14 protein-coding genes are annotated in these 14,278 nt (G+C 65.8%); 3 read left to right on the top strand and 11 right to left on the bottom strand.

What is annotated here, in order from left to right:
* Positions 1-178 precede the first annotated feature (178 nt).
* From RT424_RS06465 to RT424_RS06455, 3 genes are all read right to left on the bottom strand, one after another.
* Positions 179-661, bottom strand: coding sequence for a hypothetical protein (locus tag RT424_RS06465; protein ID WP_313435465.1), 483 nt, complete (start codon positions 659-661; stop codon positions 179-181).
* Positions 662-1,092: 431 nt separating this feature from the next.
* The gene (locus RT424_RS06460) at positions 1,093-1,392 is read right to left on the bottom strand and encodes a YdaS family helix-turn-helix protein (RefSeq protein ID WP_313435463.1); all 300 of its coding nucleotides are present in this window, start codon (positions 1,390-1,392) and stop codon (positions 1,093-1,095) included.
* 50 nt (positions 1,393-1,442) lie between these two features.
* Positions 1,443-2,375: a DMT family transporter gene (locus RT424_RS06455; RefSeq protein WP_313435461.1), complete on the bottom strand. Its 933-nt coding sequence runs from the start codon at positions 2,373-2,375 to the stop codon at positions 1,443-1,445.
* A 76-nt stretch (positions 2,376-2,451) separates the two neighbouring features.
* Between RT424_RS06455 and RT424_RS06450 the strand changes: the two genes are divergently transcribed.
* Together RT424_RS06450 and RT424_RS06445 are read left to right on the top strand one after the other, a co-directional pair.
* Positions 2,452-2,910 carry an Lrp/AsnC family transcriptional regulator gene (locus tag RT424_RS06450; RefSeq protein ID WP_313435459.1) on the top strand — a complete coding sequence of 153 codons (459 nt, stop codon included), beginning with the start codon at positions 2,452-2,454 and terminating at the stop codon, positions 2,908-2,910.
* A gap of 70 nt (positions 2,911-2,980) precedes the next feature.
* Positions 2,981-3,403, top strand: coding sequence for a Rap1a/Tai family immunity protein (locus tag RT424_RS06445; RefSeq protein WP_313435457.1), 423 nt, complete (start codon positions 2,981-2,983; stop codon positions 3,401-3,403).
* Positions 3,404-3,409: 6 nt separating this feature from the next.
* Here RT424_RS06445 and RT424_RS06440 read toward each other — a convergent pair whose 3' ends face one another.
* Entirely contained in the window at positions 3,410-4,576 is a 1,167-nt protein-coding gene (locus RT424_RS06440) for an acyltransferase (protein WP_313435455.1), read from the bottom strand.
* Positions 4,577-4,948: 372 nt separating this feature from the next.
* On the opposite strand from RT424_RS06440, the gene RT424_RS06435 reads away from it, so the two are divergent.
* A complete protein-coding gene (locus RT424_RS06435) occupies positions 4,949-5,392 on the top strand; it encodes a GtrA family protein (RefSeq protein ID WP_313435453.1) in 444 nt (147 codons plus the stop codon).
* Here RT424_RS06435 and RT424_RS06430 read toward each other — a convergent pair.
* The 7 genes from RT424_RS06430 to RT424_RS06400 form a co-directional block, all read right to left on the bottom strand.
* The gene (locus tag RT424_RS06430; RefSeq protein ID WP_313435451.1) at positions 5,361-6,341 is read right to left on the bottom strand and encodes a glycosyltransferase family 2 protein; all 981 of its coding nucleotides are present in this window, start codon (positions 6,339-6,341) and stop codon (positions 5,361-5,363) included. The two genes, RT424_RS06435 and RT424_RS06430, sit on opposite strands and share 32 nt — an antisense overlap.
* A 4-nt stretch (positions 6,342-6,345) precedes the next feature.
* Entirely contained in the window at positions 6,346-7,362 is a 1,017-nt protein-coding gene (locus tag RT424_RS06425) for an NAD(P)-dependent oxidoreductase (protein WP_313435449.1), read from the bottom strand.
* A 73-nt stretch (positions 7,363-7,435) separates the two neighbouring features.
* Positions 7,436-8,695, bottom strand: a complete 1,260-nt coding sequence (locus tag RT424_RS06420) for a class I SAM-dependent methyltransferase (protein WP_313435447.1) — start codon at positions 8,693-8,695, stop codon at positions 7,436-7,438.
* Positions 8,688-9,908 carry an aminotransferase class I/II-fold pyridoxal phosphate-dependent enzyme gene (locus RT424_RS06415; RefSeq protein WP_313435446.1) on the bottom strand — a complete coding sequence of 407 codons (1,221 nt, stop codon included), beginning with the start codon at positions 9,906-9,908 and terminating at the stop codon, positions 8,688-8,690. The genes RT424_RS06420 and RT424_RS06415 overlap by 8 nt, the downstream gene beginning before the upstream one ends.
* Positions 9,899-11,014 (bottom strand): CDP-glucose 4,6-dehydratase, encoded by a 1,116-nt coding sequence (gene rfbG / locus RT424_RS06410; RefSeq protein ID WP_313435445.1) that lies wholly within the window; start codon positions 11,012-11,014, stop codon positions 9,899-9,901. Before rfbG ends, RT424_RS06415 begins: the two co-directional genes overlap by 10 nt.
* Before the next feature lie 10 nt (positions 11,015-11,024).
* Positions 11,025-11,864: a glucose-1-phosphate cytidylyltransferase gene (gene rfbF / locus RT424_RS06405; protein ID WP_313435443.1), complete on the bottom strand. Its 840-nt coding sequence runs from the start codon at positions 11,862-11,864 to the stop codon at positions 11,025-11,027.
* Between the two features lie 329 nt (positions 11,865-12,193).
* Complete coding sequence (locus RT424_RS06400) at positions 12,194-13,948, bottom strand: hypothetical protein (protein ID WP_313435441.1); 1,755 nt, start codon at positions 13,946-13,948, stop codon at positions 12,194-12,196.
* Positions 13,949-14,278: the final 330 nt, after the last annotated feature.

The following is a 14,278-nucleotide window of genomic DNA, read 5'->3' as shown; positions in this document are numbered from 1 at the left end:
GACGAGAATGATGCCTCGATCGACCAGCCCCGGCGGAACCCAGCAGGGCTCACCACCTTTTCCAACAGTTTCGGCAGGTGGTGTAGCGGCGAGATGCCGCATCGTCGCTGCGCTTGGCGGGTATCTTGCGGCGGGTGCGAAAAGGCGGCTGGAGGAACGGTCAGCCGCCTGGAAGACGTCAGGAGTAAGGGATCGCCTCGGCCGTGAAGATCGAGACTTCCTGGCCTGGCATCATCACTGCGGATTTGCCGCTGATCCAGATAGATCCCAGCAGGGCGCCCACGGTATTGCCGCGACCCTCCTGGCGGTGGACGCCCCGCACGGCATAGTCCTTGCCGCCGACGTTGACCGTGTTGAAAGTCACTTCGAACTTGCCGGACTTGCCGCCGATCGCGCGGCCGGTCTTCCACGTGACCGTGCCTGTAACGGTGGATCCGCGCGGGATCACGACGGCTTCGCCTTCTTTGACGTCTCCAACCGTGGTGAACGTGAACTTCTGCCCCTCTTCAACATGCTTTGACGAGATTTCCGCCTGCGGCGTTACGGTCATCGACGTGCTCGCCGGCATGAATTTCGTGGTATTCTGCTGAACGTCCTGCGCCGTGGCATGCACAGCGACAGATGCGAGGCCGACGGCCATCGCAGTCATGAAATGCTTCATGATTCCCCCTGCTAACAAAAAATATGTTCCCCGCGGGCGCCGTATCGCGGATCGCGTTGCCGGGGAAGGGCAGGCGCGATTAACTCCAGTATATCCTTGAGGCGGTACTCGCTGGCGAGGCGTATATCCACGCGATCCGGATCAGCCGGTGGACGGCACGCAAGAGCCTGCTTCGCCCCCCTCCTGTTTCCGCATCTGCGAAATATATCTTTCTTTCGGGAACAAATACATCCCTTGGGAATTGACCTGCTGCCGTGCGCAAGTGCGAACCCTCTTCCGCTATCGCGGAATTTGCGCTCGGCATCTTTGGAACGCTGTCCGGCAGCCGCATCGCGCGTCTTCGGAATGCATTTCGGACTGGACCCAATCCTTGGGGCCCCGCGGAGTTTCCGTGGGGCCTTTCTTTTTGGCCGGTCCGTCCAGCCGGTCCGTCAGTCCGCTAAAGGACGCCTGCTTTCGGGCTGGGCGAGACCTTCGAGCTGGCTTTCGGTCAGGTTCTCGCTGAAGGCGGGGGAGAGCTTGCGTTCCAGGCGGCGGCACATGTCCGAATGGGCGATCAGTGCCCGCGCGGTTTCGCGCAAGGTGGCATAGTCGATCGGGACTTCGCCCGAGATCCATTCGCGCACCTCGCGTTCGGCGATGCCGAGATGCCGGGCCAGGGCGCGTTGCCCGCCTAGGGCGTCGACCGCCTGGGAGAAGATGGCGAGCTGGATGTCGGAGGCTTGCGGCATTGCCGACGCATGGGCGCAATCCGGGCCGGGCGCAAGCCGTGCAAGTGCGATCAGGCCTCGCTGACGACAGGTTTCTCGGGACCGGCGGTGAGGGTGGTGCCGATCGTGGCGCCGACGATGGCGGCAATCCCCAGCCATTGCGGCGGCGACAGCATCTCGCCCAGCAGCAGCACGCCCGCCAGCGCGCCCACCGCGGGTTCGCCGCTGGTGAGGATGCCGAAGCTCTTGGTCGGCAGGCGGCGTAGCGCGAACATCTCCAGCGAGTAGGGGATCGCGCTGGAAAAGACGGCGACCACCAGGGCGATCGCCAGGACGTGCGGCTGGAGCAGCGTCGCGCCGGCCTGGGCCACGCCGAAGGGCAGGGCGACCAGTGCGGCCACGGTCATGCCATAGGCCGGGGCGGCGGCGCCCAGGGCATTGCCCGCGCGCTTGCCAAGCAGGATATAGGCGCCCCAGAACACGCCTGCGGCCAGAGCCAGCAGGATGCCGATCGGATCGATCGCCTGGTGCGAAATGTCGAGCGGCAGCAGCAGGGCCAGTCCCGCCACGGCGAGGCCGATCCAGGCAAGGTCGACGCGGCGGCGAGAGGCGAACGTTGCCACTGCCAGCGGGCCGGTGAACTCGGTGGCGAGAGCGATGCCCAGCGGGATGCGCTGGATCGAGAAGTAGAACAGCAGATTCATGCAGCCCAGCGCCACGCCGTAAGGCAGGGCGGCACGCAGCATCCGACCATCCAGCGGCTTTCGCCAGACCCGGAACACGCTGCAGAGGATCGCCGCCGCCAACGCCAGGCGCAGCGCGGTCGTTCCGGCCGGTCCGATCACCGGGAACAGCGACTTCGCCACCGAGGCGCCCCAGCAGATCGACACCATGGCGGTGGCCACGGCAGCGAGTGGCGCGAAATCGCTGGATGTGGAACGCGTTGTCAGGCGACGGAAGACCATGGAACTCTCGGTTTGAAACGGCCGGTTGGAATCGGCCATGCTTTTATCGTCGAGCGGCGATAAAGGTGCTCTATGATGGCGGGGCGGCGATAAATTTTATCGGAGATTGTCAGTCATGCCCGATGCGTTCGACTTGCGCATCCTTACCGAACTCCAGCGCGACGCGCGGATTTCGATGCCGGACCTGTCCGAGGCAGTGGGGCTTTCCGCGCCTGCCTGCTACCGCCGGGTCAGGGCCTTGCGAGAGCAGGGCGCGATCGAGCGGGAGATGGCGCTCGTGCCGCCGCGGACGATGGGCTGGCTGGTGACGATGATCGTGCTGGTCACGTTGGAGACCGACAAGGGGCGGGTGGTGGACGATCTCGTCGCCCGGCTGCGGCAGGCGCGCGAGGTGATCGACGTCTGGTACGTCACCGGCGATCACGACCTGGTGCTTCAGGTGGCCGCGCAGGACATGGAGCACTACGACGCCTTCTCGCGCCGCGTGCTGCATGGCGAGGAGCATGTGCGGGCGTTCAAGACGCTGGTAGTCATGCAGCATCCCAAGCGTTCGGCGCCTCTGCCGCCCGCATAGGTTTACTTCCTCGGCATTGACGGGGCCTGTATTTGTCCCAAGTGTCTGCGGCATGGTTGGAGATTCGAGAATGATGTCCAGAACGCTGGCCTGCATGGCGCTGGTGGCGCCGCTCGGCCTGTTCCCGGTGGCCGCGAACGCCGGTTTCTACACGGGGGACGAGCTTTACGCCGTCTGCACGGCCGAGCGCGGCAGCAATACCTATGTCGAGAATACCTATGAGTGCATCGCCTATATCACCGGCGCGGTCGATGCCTTCAACACCACGCGCAAGGCCGCCAAGCTGGATAGCTGCATCCCGGCGGACGTGACGATCAGCCAGCTCAAGGGCGTGACGGTGGACTACCTGCGGCGCAATCCCGAAGATCGCAAGGGATCGGCTTCCGAGCAGGTCTTCGCCGCCACCCGCAAGGAATGGCCCTGTAAGGACAAGAAGGCGGAGACGAAGAAAGCGCCGGTCAAGAAGAAGGCGCCGGTGAAGAAGAAGCGCTGAAGCCGTCTACGCCGCGCTTTTGATGCGGTTGCGATGGAAGACTCGCTCGTGGAAGTACCACTGGTAGGGGTAACGCTCCAGCAGGCGGTAGACGATGTGCGTGAAGCCCAGCGTCACGGGCACCACCACCACCAGGAACAGCGCCAGCGACAGGGGCCAGTTCGGACCGAACAGGCCGAAATGCACGAAGATCTGGCGGGCCGCGAAATAGGTGTAGGGATGGGCCAGGTAGAGGCTGTAGCTCACCGTGCCGAGATAGAAGATCGCCGGGCGGTCCAGCAGGCGCGCGGTCAGGCTGTTCGGGCCGATTGCCATGTGGAAATAGGCGGCGGTGAAGAACAGCATCGCATAGGCATGGGGGTCGCCCATTTCCTTTTGCGTGAAACCGTAGTGCTGCACCGAGCCGAAGTAGAGGCAGCCGGCGAAGGCCACGACTTCCCATAAAGGGTGCCAGGCGCCGGACGGGCGCAGTCCACGTTCGTCGAGCAGGCGGGCGACGATCCCGGCCGCGAAGAACGCCATTGCCGGGAATCGGTAGATCAGCCAGGCGCTCGCCGCCGCCAGCAGCACGCTCGCCACGCGGTCGGCCGCCGATCCGAAGGGCCGGCGCAGCGCGACATGCGCGGTCAGGCAGGCCATGGCGTAGAACAGCACTTCGTAGCTCAGGCTCCAGGCATTGGGCGTAAGCTGCTCGGTTCCGGTCAGCAGGTTGACCATCAGCAGGGCCGGGATGATGGCGCCGAGGGAATTGACCTCCGGATAGGCGTTGCTCCAGGCGTTCATGGCGATGAACAGCAGCGAGAACGCCAGGAACAGCGGGTAGAGCCGGAAGAAACGCCGAAGGGCGAACTCGCGCGGGGTATAGCGCAGGACGCTGGGCAAGATCACGTAGCCGCTGATCACGAAGAACAGCCACACGCCCCAGCGGCCGAAGTTCCACGGCAGCTCGGTGAGCGAAAGATAGCTGTGGCTCTGCGGATAGACGTTCTCGCCCAGGCCGCCGATCACATGGGCCAGGAACACCATGGTGGCGGCAATGCCGCGCAGGCCGTGGACGGTGGGATTGAAGGCGCCCTTGCCGCCCTTCTTTTCGCGCGGCGGCTTGGCTGGCGTTTCGATCGTGAGCGTGGCCTGTCGGTCGAGCGCCAGGGCGGGGGAGGAGTTTTCGGTCATGTCCGAAGCGCGCCGCGCAGCGAAGTGGAGGCGGTCTTGTCGAATCCGATATGGACAGGCGATCTTGCACCCGGCTCCGTCACGTCGCGCTCCCTGGCTGTTTGCCGGTGTTACGTTCAGGGCAAGACCTTGAACTGAACGAGAGAACATCAGGGGCCGATTACGGTCAATTGCCATGAATCGTCAGCGGCGGTCCTCCGAAAGACTTATGGAGAACGGCATAGACGGCGGGTGGGCGGGTCGACCTGCCCCTACCACTTGTGCGAGTGCCCGGCCTTCCCAATGACCGAAGGTGCTATGCTTCCGGGTGATTGCCGGTTCCTTCGTGAATGCGCACCCTGATCGCGACCCCGTCGCAACAGGAAGACGCTCTTGACCCGCACCGACTCTCGCACAGACCTTGGCCGCATCGGAGCCGCGTCGCTGGGGCGCGAGGCGGCAACCTTGGCGCGTTTCGTGCTGGTCGGACTGGGGAATACCGCGATCGGCTATGGCCTGATCCTGGGCGGGCTGCGGCTGGGGCTGGGAGACTATGCCGCGAACATGGCGGGCTTCGCGCTGGGGCTGCCGATCTCCTACGGCCTGCACCGGCACCTGACCTTCCGCGCCCGCCACCGCGCCACCCGGGCCGAGGCGCTGCGCTATGGGGTGGCTTTCCTGATCGCCTATGCCGCGAACCTTGCCGTGGTGGCGATGGGCCGCGCGGCGGGTTTCGATCGCAGCGCCCTGGTGCAGGGCGCCGCGATCTGCAGTTACGCGGGCGTGCTCTTCGTGCTCACCCGCGTCACTGTCTTTCGCGCGCGACCAGCGCGATAACTTCGGGGAAGTTGAGCTTCTGCTCGACGATCGGCTTCGTCCCCGGCTTGGCCTGGAGGAACAGCCGCCCGACATATTCGCCCAGGATTCCCATGAATACCGCGTTGATCGAGATCGACATCAGCAGCAGGATCGTGGTCGTCGCGAAACCGGCGGGCCAGGCCTGACCGAGCAGCACCCGGCCGACGAGGTAGATGAAGGTCAATACCATAGAGAGCACGCCGATGACGATGCCCGCGATCGAGGCGATCCGCAGCGGCATCAGCGAGTGGTTGAGCACGCCATCGACGGCCAGCGAGATCATCGACTTGAGCGGGAACTTGCTCTCCCCGGCGATGCGGTCGCCGCGGTCGTATTCCAGACCAACCTGCGAGAAGCCCATCGCGCTGATCAGGCCGCGCAAGTAGGGCGAGGCGTCCTCCACCTTGTGCAGTTCCACCAGGATGCGGCGGTCCACCAGGCGGAACTCCCCGGCGTTGACCGGCAGGTCGTCGTCGCTGATCCAGGTGATGAAGCGGTAGAACATCCGGCGCAGCGAAGCGACGAAGAAGCCGTCCTTCAGCGAGCGGCGGATGCCGTAGACCACCTGATGACCGTTGCGCCACAGCCCCAGCATTTCGGGGATCAGTTCGGGCGGGTCCTGAAGGTCGCAGTCGAGCTGGATCGAGCAGGCGCCCGTGGCTGCCTTGTAGGCGCAAAGCAGCGAGCGCTGGTAGCCGTAGTTGCGCGAGAAGCGGATGACCTTCAGCGCCGGATCCTTGCGGGCGAGGTCTTCCAGCAGCTCGAAAGTGCGGTCGGTCGAATGGTTGTCGGTGACGATGATCTCGTAGCTGTAGTCGGGCAGCTTTTCGAAGACGCGCACGATTGATTCGTAGCAGCGCACGACGTTAAGTTCCTCGTTGAAGGCGGGAACGAGGATGGAAACCAGGGTCTTCGGCTCGGCGTTCACGGGGCTAACCTGCTTTCGTGCACATGAGTTGCTCGTCCGCGACAGTGCGGGCGAGGCCTTCGTCGAGATCGATGCGATAGCGCCAGCCGAGACGTTCGGCGGCAAGGTCGGGGCTGGAGAGCAGGGTCGCCGGGGCGGCAGCCTTCCCATCGTCCGACAACGCGGCGCGGGCAAGGAAGCCTTCCGGGCAGCCGGTCAGGGCTTCGATCCGGCGGGCCACTTCGTCCATCGTCGGGGCCAGGCCGGTGCAGACGTTCACGCAGTCGAGCTTGCGCGCGGAATCATTCGAGGTCTTTGCGGCAAGGCGGGCGATGTGGAGCAGGGCGTCCACCGCATCGTCGACGTGGAGCAGGTCGCGCCGGTCGGCGGGGCGACGGATGACCATCGGCTGGCGGTCGATACAGGCCTGGATCAGTGCGGGAATGAGGAAGCTCGCCGCTTGTCCGGGGCCGTAGCAGAGCGCCAGACGCGCGGTCACCACCGGGAAGGGCAGGCGCGGGGCCAGCATGGCGATCGCCTCGGTGGTCGCTAGCATCCCGGCGCCATAAGGCGTGGAGGGCACGGCGCGGTCCTGCTCGCGATAGGGTAGCGGCGCGTGTCCATATTCGGCGATCGTGCCGGCGCGCACCACCGCTTCGGGCGGCTCGGCCAGTTCGGCCAGCGGCTCCAGCAGGTTCAGCGCCGGCTGGAGATAGATCGCGCCCGCCCCGCGTGCGGCGGAGAAATCCGGATGCGGCGGCAGGCGGGTCTCGGCCGCAAGGTGGAATACGCGGCGGGGGCGGAGCGCGCGGATGCAGCGCTGGATTTCCAGCCGGTCGGCCAGGTCGATGCGGTGAATCGTCAGGCGCTCGGCAAAGGGGGAAAGGCGGCCCAGTTCGGTGGAGGGCCGCACGATCACATGGACGCGTCCACCATCACCTCTGGCGGCATCGTTTGGTCCGCTCTCGTCGAGCAGGCGGCGGACGAGGTGGGCGCCGATGAAGCCGCCGGCACCGGTAAGCAGCGTTACGCCTTCGGGCACTGGGCAACCTCCCCCATGTCGTTCGGGCCGACCGTGCCTCGTGGCATCCGGTCGGCCCGAACAGGTTTCTGGTTCAGCAGACGATACGCGGCACCGGCAGAGGCACCAGGAACTTGCCGCCGCGCTCGCGGAACGCGGCCTGCTGCTCGAAGATCTCGTCGAAGAAATTCCAGGCCAGCACGAACAGCACGTCCGGCTTTTCTTCCTCGATAGCTTCGACCGGGCGGATCGGAATGCGCGTGTTCGGCGAGTAGAGCCCGTGCTTCAGCGGATTGCGGTCCACCAGGAAGTCGAGATAGCTGGTGTCGATCCCGAAATGGGTGATCAGCGTATTGCCGCGCGCCGAGGCACCGTAGCCGGCGATCTTCAGCCCTTGCGCCTTCATCTCGTCGAGCATGGCGCGCACGTCGCGGCCCATGTCCTCCACGTCGCGCGCCAGGGCATCGTACGTCTCCGGCAACAGCATCCCGCCCGCCAGTTCGTCGCGCAGCATGTCGCCCACCGACTGCGAGGGGCCGATGCCGGCCGCCTTGCGGTTGAGGAACACGCGCATGGAGCCGCCGTGGATGTCGGGCAGCGAGAGCGCGTCGGTCACTTCGAGGTCGAAGAAGGCCGCCAGCTTGACGATCGACAGCAGGCTGAATTCGGAGACGTGCTCGTGGTAGATGTTATCGAACTCGGTGTGGTCGATATATTCCTTGGCGCGCGGCACTTCGATCACGAACGTCCCGTCGTCCGAGAGCAGGATCGTGATCGCTTCCATAAAGGTGTGCAGATCGCCGATGTGGTTGAAAGTGTTCGTGGTGGAGATCACTTTCGCCGGTCCGCGCTGCGAGCGGACCAGTGCGGCGGAAGCCGGCGTGAAGTAGTCGATGTGGGTTTCGACTCCTCGCTCGGCGGCCATGGCAGCGATGTTCTCGGCCGGGTCGAAGCCCAGCGTCGTGCAGCCCAGCGCGTTGCAGGCGGCCAGCAGCAGCCCGTCGTTGCTGCCGATGTCGACGATCAGCCCGTCCCCGGCACGCTCTGCCAGCACTTGCGCGAAATCCGCGAAGTGGCTGTGCATCCGCGCCGCGCCCGAAGGCACGTAGAGGTAGTGGCGGAAGAAGTCGGCCGGGATCTGGTCGGCGATCTCCACCAGCCCGCATTCCAGGCAGACCTGGGTGTTGAGCGGGAAGGCGGGCTGCTGGCTGTCCAGATCGTCCGGACGGATCAGCATCTGCCCGGGGGCATGGTCGCCCAGCGGCAGGAACAGGTAGGGCGCGGGCGCCTTGCAGGCGCGGCATTCCGAAAGCACGTCGGTGGCTTCCTGCTGGGGAATGGGCATCTCAAGCATTGGCCGCCTCCCGCGAAGGTGTGACCGAGAGCGAGCGGACGAAGCCTTCGAACGTTTCGTGCATGAAGTCGATGTGTTCCTCTGTCAGGCCGTGATGGCAGGCGAGCAGGATGCCGCCCTTCATCACTGCGTCGGCCACCGGGCAGCCTTCGGGCGGAGCCTTGAGCGTCACGTCCTTCATGGCCGGCTGGCGCAGGATGTTGCCGGTGAAAACCGGGCGGGTCTGGATGTCGCGCTCTTCCAGCCAGATCTGCATCTGCGTGCGGGTGAAGGGCGCGTCCTCGCGAATGGTGAGCGGGAAGGCGAGCCAGCCGGTGCGCGATTCCGGCAACTGTTCGGGCAGGACGAACCAGTCCTCGTACTGCTTGAAGAACGCGTACTGCCGCGCGAAGTTGTGCTCGCGCGCGGCGATGTTGTTGTCCAGCTTCTTGAGCTGGACGAGGCCGAAGGCGGCGCCCATTTCCGAAGGCTCGACGTTGAAGCCCAGTTCGTCGAACAGGAACTTGGCGTCGTAGTCGATGCCGTCGAGCGCGACGTTGAAGCGCTTCTCGATGCTTTCGGAGTCGACATAGAGAGAACTGGTGCGGCCCCACGAGCGCAGCAGCAGCGCGCGGCGGGCGAGGTCTTCGTCCGAGACGCAGAGCATGCCGCCGTTACCCGCCGCGTTGATCACGTGCGAGCCGTAGAAGCTGGTGGTGGAGATGTGCGAACGGGTGCCGGTGCTGGTGCCGCGCAGGGTGGCGCCCAGGGTGTCGGCGCTGTCTTCCACCACCATCAGCCCGTGCTTGTCGGCGATTTCGCGGATGCGGTCCCAGTCGGGCAGGTTGCCGATCAGGGAGGGGATCATCATCGCCTTGGTGTTCGGCCCGATCATCGCCTCGATCTTCTCGACGTCGATGTTGTAGGTGCCGACCGCCGAGTCCACGAAAGCCGGGACCAGGCGCGAGCGCACGATCGGGGCCACGGTGGTGGCGAAGGTCAGCGCCGGGGTGATCACCTCGCTGCCCTCGGGCAGGTTCAGCAACTCGATCGCGAGGTAGTTCGCGGAAGAGCCGGAATTGACCATGATGCCGTGGTCCTTGGCGAACAGCGCCGAGACCTGCTCCTGCATGGCCCGCACTTTCGGCCCCATCTGGGTGGAGGTCCGCAGGACTTCCATGACGGCGGCGATTTCCTCTTCGCCGTGAACAGTCTGGCCGTAATTTACGCGCATAGTGCTTCCCCCTGGAGTGTTTCGGTGAATCCGCCCGAGTACCGGGCGATCTGCGCCTCGCTGAAGGCGCGCATGTCTTCGTTTCCGGCCGCGAAGGCGCGGTACCATTCGGCGCTCATGGTCACGGCCTGCTCGGTCGAGAGGCGCGGGCGCCAGCCGAGGCGGGCATGGGCCTTGCTCGAATCGAGCGTGAGCATTCCGGCCTCGTGCGGATCGTCGGGGCGTCGGCCGAAGGCGATCTGCGCCACGCCGGGGCCCCAGGCCCGCTGGAAGTGGCGCGCGATCTCCTCGACGTCGATGAAGCCATCGGCGCTGGGGCCGAAGTTCCAGGCTTCGGCAAAGCGCGGCGCCTGCTCCCCAAGCAACCGCGCACCCAGCATCAGGTAGCCCGCGAGCGGCTCCAGCACATGCTGCCAGGGGCGCACGCTGGCCGGGTTGCGGATGGTCACCGCCGTGCCGGCCATAGTGGCGCGCACCACGTCGGGCAGCAGGCGGTCGAGCGAGTTGTCACCGCCGCCGATCACGTTGCCCGCGCGCACGGTGGCGATCTGGCAGCCGGCGGGATCGGAAAAGTAGGAGCGCCGGAACGCGGCGGCGACCAGTTCGGTGCAGCCTTTCGAGGCGCTGTAGGGGTCCGCCCCGCCCAATTCGTCGGTCTCGCGGTAGGGCCATTCCCACTCGCGGTTCTCGTAGCACTTGTCGCTGGTGACCACGACCACGCCGCGCACAGAGGGCATCCGCCGCACCGCGTCGAGCACCACGGCGGTGCCGGTGACGTTGGTGGCGAAAGTCTCCACCGGATCGTCGTAGGACGGCCGCACCAGCGCCTGCGCGGCGAGGTGGAACACGAGGTCCGGCTTCACGCCCTGGCAGGCTTCGGCATAGGCGGCGGCATCGCGGATGTCGGCAATGCGGTGGTCGACCAGCCCCCCGAGGTCGACCGAATGAAACATGTCAGGGCCTTGCGGGGGGCGGTGCAAGGCGACCCCGGTGACCTCTGCGCCCAGTTGCCTGAGCCAGAGGCATAACCAGCCACCCTTGAAGCCGGTGTGGCCGGTCACCAGAATCCGCTTGCCCCGATATGCCGAAACAAGCGCCTGATCCATTGAGCCTTTTTCAGGCATGTTGCAGCTTCGTCGTCGGTGCGTCGGTGCTGAGCACCGGCTGCCCGTTCTCGAAATCCATCCAGGGCGGCATCGCCGAGGTGCCCAGCTTGTCCAGCGTGTCGCGGTCGCGCACGGTGTCCATCGGATGCCAGAAGCCCTTGTGCTTGTAGGCCATGAGCTGACCGTCATGGGCAAGGCGCGTCAGCGGCGCCTGCTCCAGCGGTTCCTCGTCGCCCGTCAGGTAGTCCAGCACGCCCGGCTCGAAGACGAAGAAGCCGCCGTTGATCCAGGTTTCGTACTTGATCACCTTCTCGGTGAACTCCACCACCTGGCCGCCGTCGCCGTCGCACGGGCCCAGCTCCAGGTTGCCGAAGCGGGCGGGCGGCTGCACCGCGGTGACGGTGGCCAGCTTGCCGTGCGAGCGGTGGAACGCCAGCAGCGCGTCCAGGTCGACATTGCCGACGCCGTCCGAATAGGTGACCATGAACGTCTCGTCGTCGAGCCACGAGCGCAGCCGCTTGAGACGCCCGCCCGTCATCGTGGCAAGGCCGGTATCGACCACCGAGACGCGCCAGTCGATCTTGGACGTGGGCCGCAGGGCCATCTCGCCATTGCCGATGCCGACCGTGAAGTCGTTCGACATGAGATGGAGATCCTGGAAGAAGCTCTTGATCGCCATGGCCTTGTAACCGCAAGCGACGATGAAGTCGTTGTGGCCCCAGCGGTCGTAGATATCCATGACGTGGAGCATGATCGGCCGACCGGCCACTTCGACCATCGGCTTGGGAATACGAACCGTTTCTTCGGCAAGGCGGGAACCCAGGCCCCCCGCGAGCAGAACGACTTTCATGACCGCGTCTCCGATATCGGAATTTGCAGGAGAATTTCTCCGGGCGATGAAGGAAGGTTAAGGGCAGAGCGGGCCGGCGGAGAAGTGTTCATCCGGGTTAGGCAGCTTTAGCCAGTGGGAGTGCCAAACGGTTAGCCGCGGGTCGGCAAATGCGCGAAGGTGCCATTCCGGAAGGATTGCAGATCATCGTCGTCCCGGACTTGATCCGGGACCGCTGGCAGTTCTTCAGGCGCACTCTCGCGATAAGCCGCTTGGAGCCCAGCCGAAAGTTGGGCGCGGCTTGGCCAGCGGTCCCGGATCAAGTCCGGGACGACGATAGTGTCCGCCCGCTACTCCAGCCCGTCATCTGCTTTCAGCGGGCGGCGATAGAGCACCGGGCCGGTGCCGTCCGGGCGGCTGGCGAATTCGAGATAGCCGTGGCTGCGCGCATAGTCCGCGAAGGGCTGTTCCAGCGGCTCGTCGCCGCCGATCAGGATGGTCGCGGGGCGGTTGGCGTCGAGCCAGGAGACGAGATGCGTCGGCGATGTCGTCGTCCAATAGGTACGGTCGCTTGGCGAAAGGTAGTCGGCCACGCGGTAGATGAACTGGCCGGGGGCGAATTCGCCCGGCACGGAAAGTCCGCCTTCCATGGCCAGCAGCGGCGAGAGCGTTGCAACCGTGTCTCCGGACGAGGCGCCCGCGCTGCGCACCAGGCGGCGCATCTCGCCATGGTTCTTGATGCCGACCCACGATCCCGGACGCGTCAGCGAGACGAGGCCCGGCCCCAGGCGCGAAGTGGCGCAAAGCAGCGCGACGAAGGCCAGCGAGAGCAGCAGGGCATCGGCCGCCAATCGGTTCTCGCCCAGGGTGCGGGCGCGCAACAGTACGACCAGCAGGACCAGGAAGGGAATCGGCGGCACGAAATATTGCGGGAACGAGGGGCTCGGTACGAAGGAGATGACGACTCCCATCAACGCCAGCGCCAGGGCCAGCACCACCGGCCAGGACCAGACGGTCAGCAGGCCGTCCCGCCAGCCGCGCCGCCGCAGCGGCAGGGCCACCAGTGCCACGGCTCCGACAAGCGCGAGCAGGGTGGCGTTGGAGGTCCAGATGTCCTCCGCCAGCAGCACTTTCTGCGCGACGCTGACGATCTTGGGTTCGGTCGAGTGGTCCCAGTAGATCGGCTGGAGCTGGGTGAAGTAGCGGATGGTGTGGGCGAAGAAGGCGTCCGGATCGGAAGCCATGGCGATCAGCACGGGGATGCCGCCGGTCAGGCCGCCCAGCGCCAGCGGCAGGGTGGCGCAGGCGAGCCGGTTGCGCAGCGGGCGCGACAGGGGGGCCAGCACGGTCGCTGCTGCCAGGAACGGCGCCAGGAAGACATAGTTGGCCTTGAATCCCACCGCGACGGAAACCAGCACGCCCGCCACGAAACAGGCGATCCAAGAGGGACGCTCGCGATCGAGGCCGACCAGCAGGAAATGGAAGGCCAGCAGCGCGAAGGGCAGCGGCAGGAAATTGTTGCTCACCAGCATGCCCGGCGGCCCGATCAGCAGCACGTTGCCCATCAGCAGCACGGCGGCGGCGAAGAAGGCGGGAAAGCCCACGCGTTGCCGCCGCGCGATCAGCCAGAGCGCCGCGATCGACAGGGCCCAGGCCGCCGCGATCAGCAGCCGGCCCAGCAGCAGGAAGTGCCCCGTACTGGTCAGCCAGTAGAGGCCACCCAGAGTATAGGGCAGGTAGGGAAGGTGGTTGTAGCCGAAGTCGCGATAGATGTCGCCGGTGCCCCAGAGGCGCGAGACGGCGATGAAGAGGTTCTCGTCGCGCCCGATCGGGAAGGCCAGCAGGCGTCCCACCAGTCCGAGGTAGAGCACACCCAGCAGGCCGGAGGCGGCAAGGACGGCCAGGCTGGGCGTCGCGCGCTGGCCGACGCCGCCGGGACCGTCGCTGAGGCCGGGCGAAAGGGTGGCGGCGAATGCGGCGGGATCGTTGCCGATGTCGCTGCCCGGCGGGTTCGAAGAGGGGTTGGCGTCGCGACGCTGGGCGAGACCTCTCGCCGGGTCCAACGGCAGGCCCTGCGCCGGACCTTGCGGCGTATCCCGTTCCATCATCCGAATTCCCCTGTTGCCCTGAGCGCCTGCAGTTCCGCCCCTATCGGCGCATACCGCCGCTCGGCGGGAGTTTGGCGGATGGGGCCGGGAAGCGTGAGCGCGATTAGGGCGTACCCACTCAGGATGAAGCAGCGCGAAGGACGAGGGGGCCGCCGCTGGCGCGACGCTGGCTGGTGCCTCAAGGGAAATGCCTTTTTAGGCATTGTTCAAACAGCCTCTCAGCCTGCCGAAGTACCGTTCCAATAAAGAGTTAGACCGCATGACCGCCTGCCTGAGGGCGGGTGGCATGGCTAGGTTGGGCATCGAAACCAATTCACAAGACCAGTT

It is taken from the genome of Novosphingobium sp., from assembly GCF_032093395.1.
Taxonomy (GTDB): domain Bacteria; phylum Pseudomonadota; class Alphaproteobacteria; order Sphingomonadales; family Sphingomonadaceae; genus Novosphingobium.
The sequence above is the reverse complement of the archived record's forward strand: the minus strand, read 5'-3'. Positions and strand labels throughout refer to the sequence as shown.

Coding starts and splice junctions, on each gene's coding strand:
- RT424_RS06465 (WP_313435465.1), bottom strand. CDS start 661: ATGAAGCATTTCATGACTGCGATGGCCGTCGGCCTCGCATCTGTCGCT.
- RT424_RS06460 (WP_313435463.1), bottom strand. CDS start 1,392: ATGCCGCAAGCCTCCGACATCCAGCTCGCCATCTTCTCCCAGGCGGTC.
- RT424_RS06455 (WP_313435461.1), bottom strand. CDS start 2,375: ATGGCCGATTCCAACCGGCCGTTTCAAACCGAGAGTTCCATGGTCTTC.
- RT424_RS06450 (WP_313435459.1), top strand. CDS start 2,452: ATGCCCGATGCGTTCGACTTGCGCATCCTTACCGAACTCCAGCGCGAC.
- RT424_RS06445 (WP_313435457.1), top strand. CDS start 2,981: ATGATGTCCAGAACGCTGGCCTGCATGGCGCTGGTGGCGCCGCTCGGC.
- RT424_RS06440 (WP_313435455.1), bottom strand. CDS start 4,576: ATGACCGAAAACTCCTCCCCCGCCCTGGCGCTCGACCGACAGGCCACG.
- RT424_RS06420 (WP_313435447.1), bottom strand. CDS start 8,695: ATGCTTGAGATGCCCATTCCCCAGCAGGAAGCCACCGACGTGCTTTCG.
- RT424_RS06415 (WP_313435446.1), bottom strand. CDS start 9,908: ATGCGCGTAAATTACGGCCAGACTGTTCACGGCGAAGAGGAAATCGCC.
- rfbG (WP_313435445.1), bottom strand. CDS start 11,014: ATGGATCAGGCGCTTGTTTCGGCATATCGGGGCAAGCGGATTCTGGTG.
- rfbF (WP_313435443.1), bottom strand. CDS start 11,864: ATGAAAGTCGTTCTGCTCGCGGGGGGCCTGGGTTCCCGCCTTGCCGAA.
- RT424_RS06400 (WP_313435441.1), bottom strand. CDS start 13,948: ATGGAACGGGATACGCCGCAAGGTCCGGCGCAGGGCCTGCCGTTGGAC.